This window comes from Thiolapillus sp. (assembly GCF_048562965.1).
GTDB lineage: Bacteria > Pseudomonadota > Gammaproteobacteria > Chromatiales > Chromatiaceae > Thiolapillus > Thiolapillus brandeum_A.
In genome coordinates this window covers 1-1,927 of the sequence record NZ_JBHNMF010000592.1, presented here as the reverse complement: position 1 = coordinate 1,927, position 1,927 = coordinate 1, and the positions used below count along the sequence as shown (strand labels likewise).

Annotated in this window: 3 protein-coding genes; all 3 read left to right on the top strand. The window is 50.6% G+C overall.

The features are described 5' to 3' along the window. Positions 1 to 450: 450 nt before the first annotated feature. The gene (locus ACOCD2_RS18105) at positions 451 to 690 is read left to right on the top strand and encodes a hypothetical protein (RefSeq protein WP_293653785.1); all 240 of its coding nucleotides are present in this window, start codon (positions 451 to 453) and stop codon (positions 688 to 690) included. A 40-nt stretch (positions 691 to 730) separates the two neighbouring features. After that, positions 731 to 1,036 carry a helix-turn-helix domain-containing protein gene (locus tag ACOCD2_RS18100; protein ID WP_293674981.1) on the top strand — a complete coding sequence of 102 codons (306 nt, stop codon included), beginning with the start codon at positions 731 to 733 and terminating at the stop codon, positions 1,034 to 1,036. Next, on the top strand, positions 1,005 to 1,927 hold a 923-nt coding region (locus ACOCD2_RS18095), incomplete at its 3' end, for a reverse transcriptase family protein (RefSeq protein ID WP_293653354.1). The genes ACOCD2_RS18100 and ACOCD2_RS18095, both read left to right, overlap by 32 nt.

Sequence of the window (1,927 nt, the reverse complement as noted above, 5' to 3'; positions counted from 1 at the left end):
GTCGTTTCGATCCAAGATCGAGAGCAGATTGCAGATCCGTTGAACGCTCTGCTCAGGACAGGCGCCTAGAAAGCTGATTGAACAGGTCTCAGCCATAAATTTGCTTAAAGCAAAAACTTTGCGTAGAGCAAAAAATTCTGTATATTCTTCTTCATGGCGGAGTGTTACCACTCCGCGTGCTCTTTAAAAGACTCATCCTGAGATCAGACTGGAACCGGGCTGCTTCGACGGCGAAGTAGCCGACGTTGGCATCAACGTCCTTCCAAGGCCACATCTGTCCGCGATCCGGCGAGGCAGGTAACCGGCGCTCCCAAAGCTGCGGCGACTGGAGCGACTGAGCCTTCGGCAGGAAATTGGGTTCGTGGTGTTTGCTGCATTCCAATCGGTCTGATCGTGTTGTGGCGACTGGTGCGATTTGCACCGTTTGAAACCATTAGAGGAAAATTCGTAATGAATGAAGAGCTTTTGAAGAAGATGCTGAACGTCCTCCTGGACGTAAAAGCATCGATGCGCGATGCAGCAGACACCAGTGCTACTGAACAACTGGACGAGGCAATTAAACTGATATTGGGATACATCGAGACAGGCTACCAAGACACCGGCATGAAACACGCCGTTCTGTCGGCCCTCGGCAAGGTTCTTGAGAATTTCCCAAGTATCCTCGCTCTCATCCAGATCCTGTCCAAGTAGCTAGCACAGCGGACCCCTTTTCTAATTCAACACTGGTACGATGATGAACCTTGGCGAAGCCATCAAAACCTGTCGAAAACTACGCGGCTTGACTCAGTCCAAACTTGCTGAGCTTTCGGGCGTATCGGTATCCCATTTGTGCCTGATCGAGAAGAACAAGCGTGCCCCAAGCATTGCCATGGTCGAATCGATCTCTAAGGCGCTCAAGACCCCGCTTTCAGTGCTGGTATTCATAGCGGCGGAAAAAGAAGAAATACCCGAGATGAAAGAGGATCAGCTCGATTCCCTTTCAACCGGTATTCTGGAACTCATGGATGGCACTAGAAAACAACAAAGCCCGTTCTAAGGTGGGTTCGATTGCTCACATTGAGGCGTTGGCCAGTGTGTTGTCGACAACCACGGCGGAATTGCTCGACCTTTCTGAGAACATCCCTTCCCTTTGGAAGCCAGGTAAAATCCTCAGAAAAAAAGACGGCAAGCCCCGTCACACACATGATGCGCGTAAGCCCCTGAAAGTTATTCATGAGCGCATAAAGAACCGCTTGCTCAAGCAGGTGGAATATCCCCACTACATCCTCGGCGGAATCGCTGACAACAAAACCACTCGTGACTACTCTCGCCATGCCGCACTACACACCAAGAAAAAGATACTGATCAGCGAAGACATTAGAGATTTCTTTCCCAGTACCACCAGCGATGTCGTGCTCAACATTTGGCAGCGTTTTTTTAACTTCCACCCAGAAGTTGCAGCCCTCCTGACCAAGCTAACCACTCATGAGGGCGTATTACCTCAGGGCTGGAAAACCAGCGGCTACCTGGCCAACCTGGCCCTGTGGGATCGAGAGCCGGATTTCGTAACTCAGCTACATCGCCAGGGCCTCGTTTACAGTCGCTTTATGGATGACGTGACCGTTTCAGCATCTTATTCGATCAGCAAGACACAGGTCACCAACATCATCTCAGGCGTCTACGGCATGCTTTCCTCTCGCGGCTACAAGCCAAAAAGATCGAAGCACAAAATATCGACAGGGGGATATCGAATGGAGGTAACGAGCCTCAATGTCAATGCTAGAAGACCGTCGATGCCAAAGCATCGACGCAATCAGATACGAGCCCAGGTATTCCAATGCGAGCAGCTATTCAAACGGAATGCTTGCTCAACGGAATACCTCGCGCAATGGCGTAAGGCCTCGGGCAATGTCGGTACGATGAAACGCTTTAATCCAGGTGAAGCTAA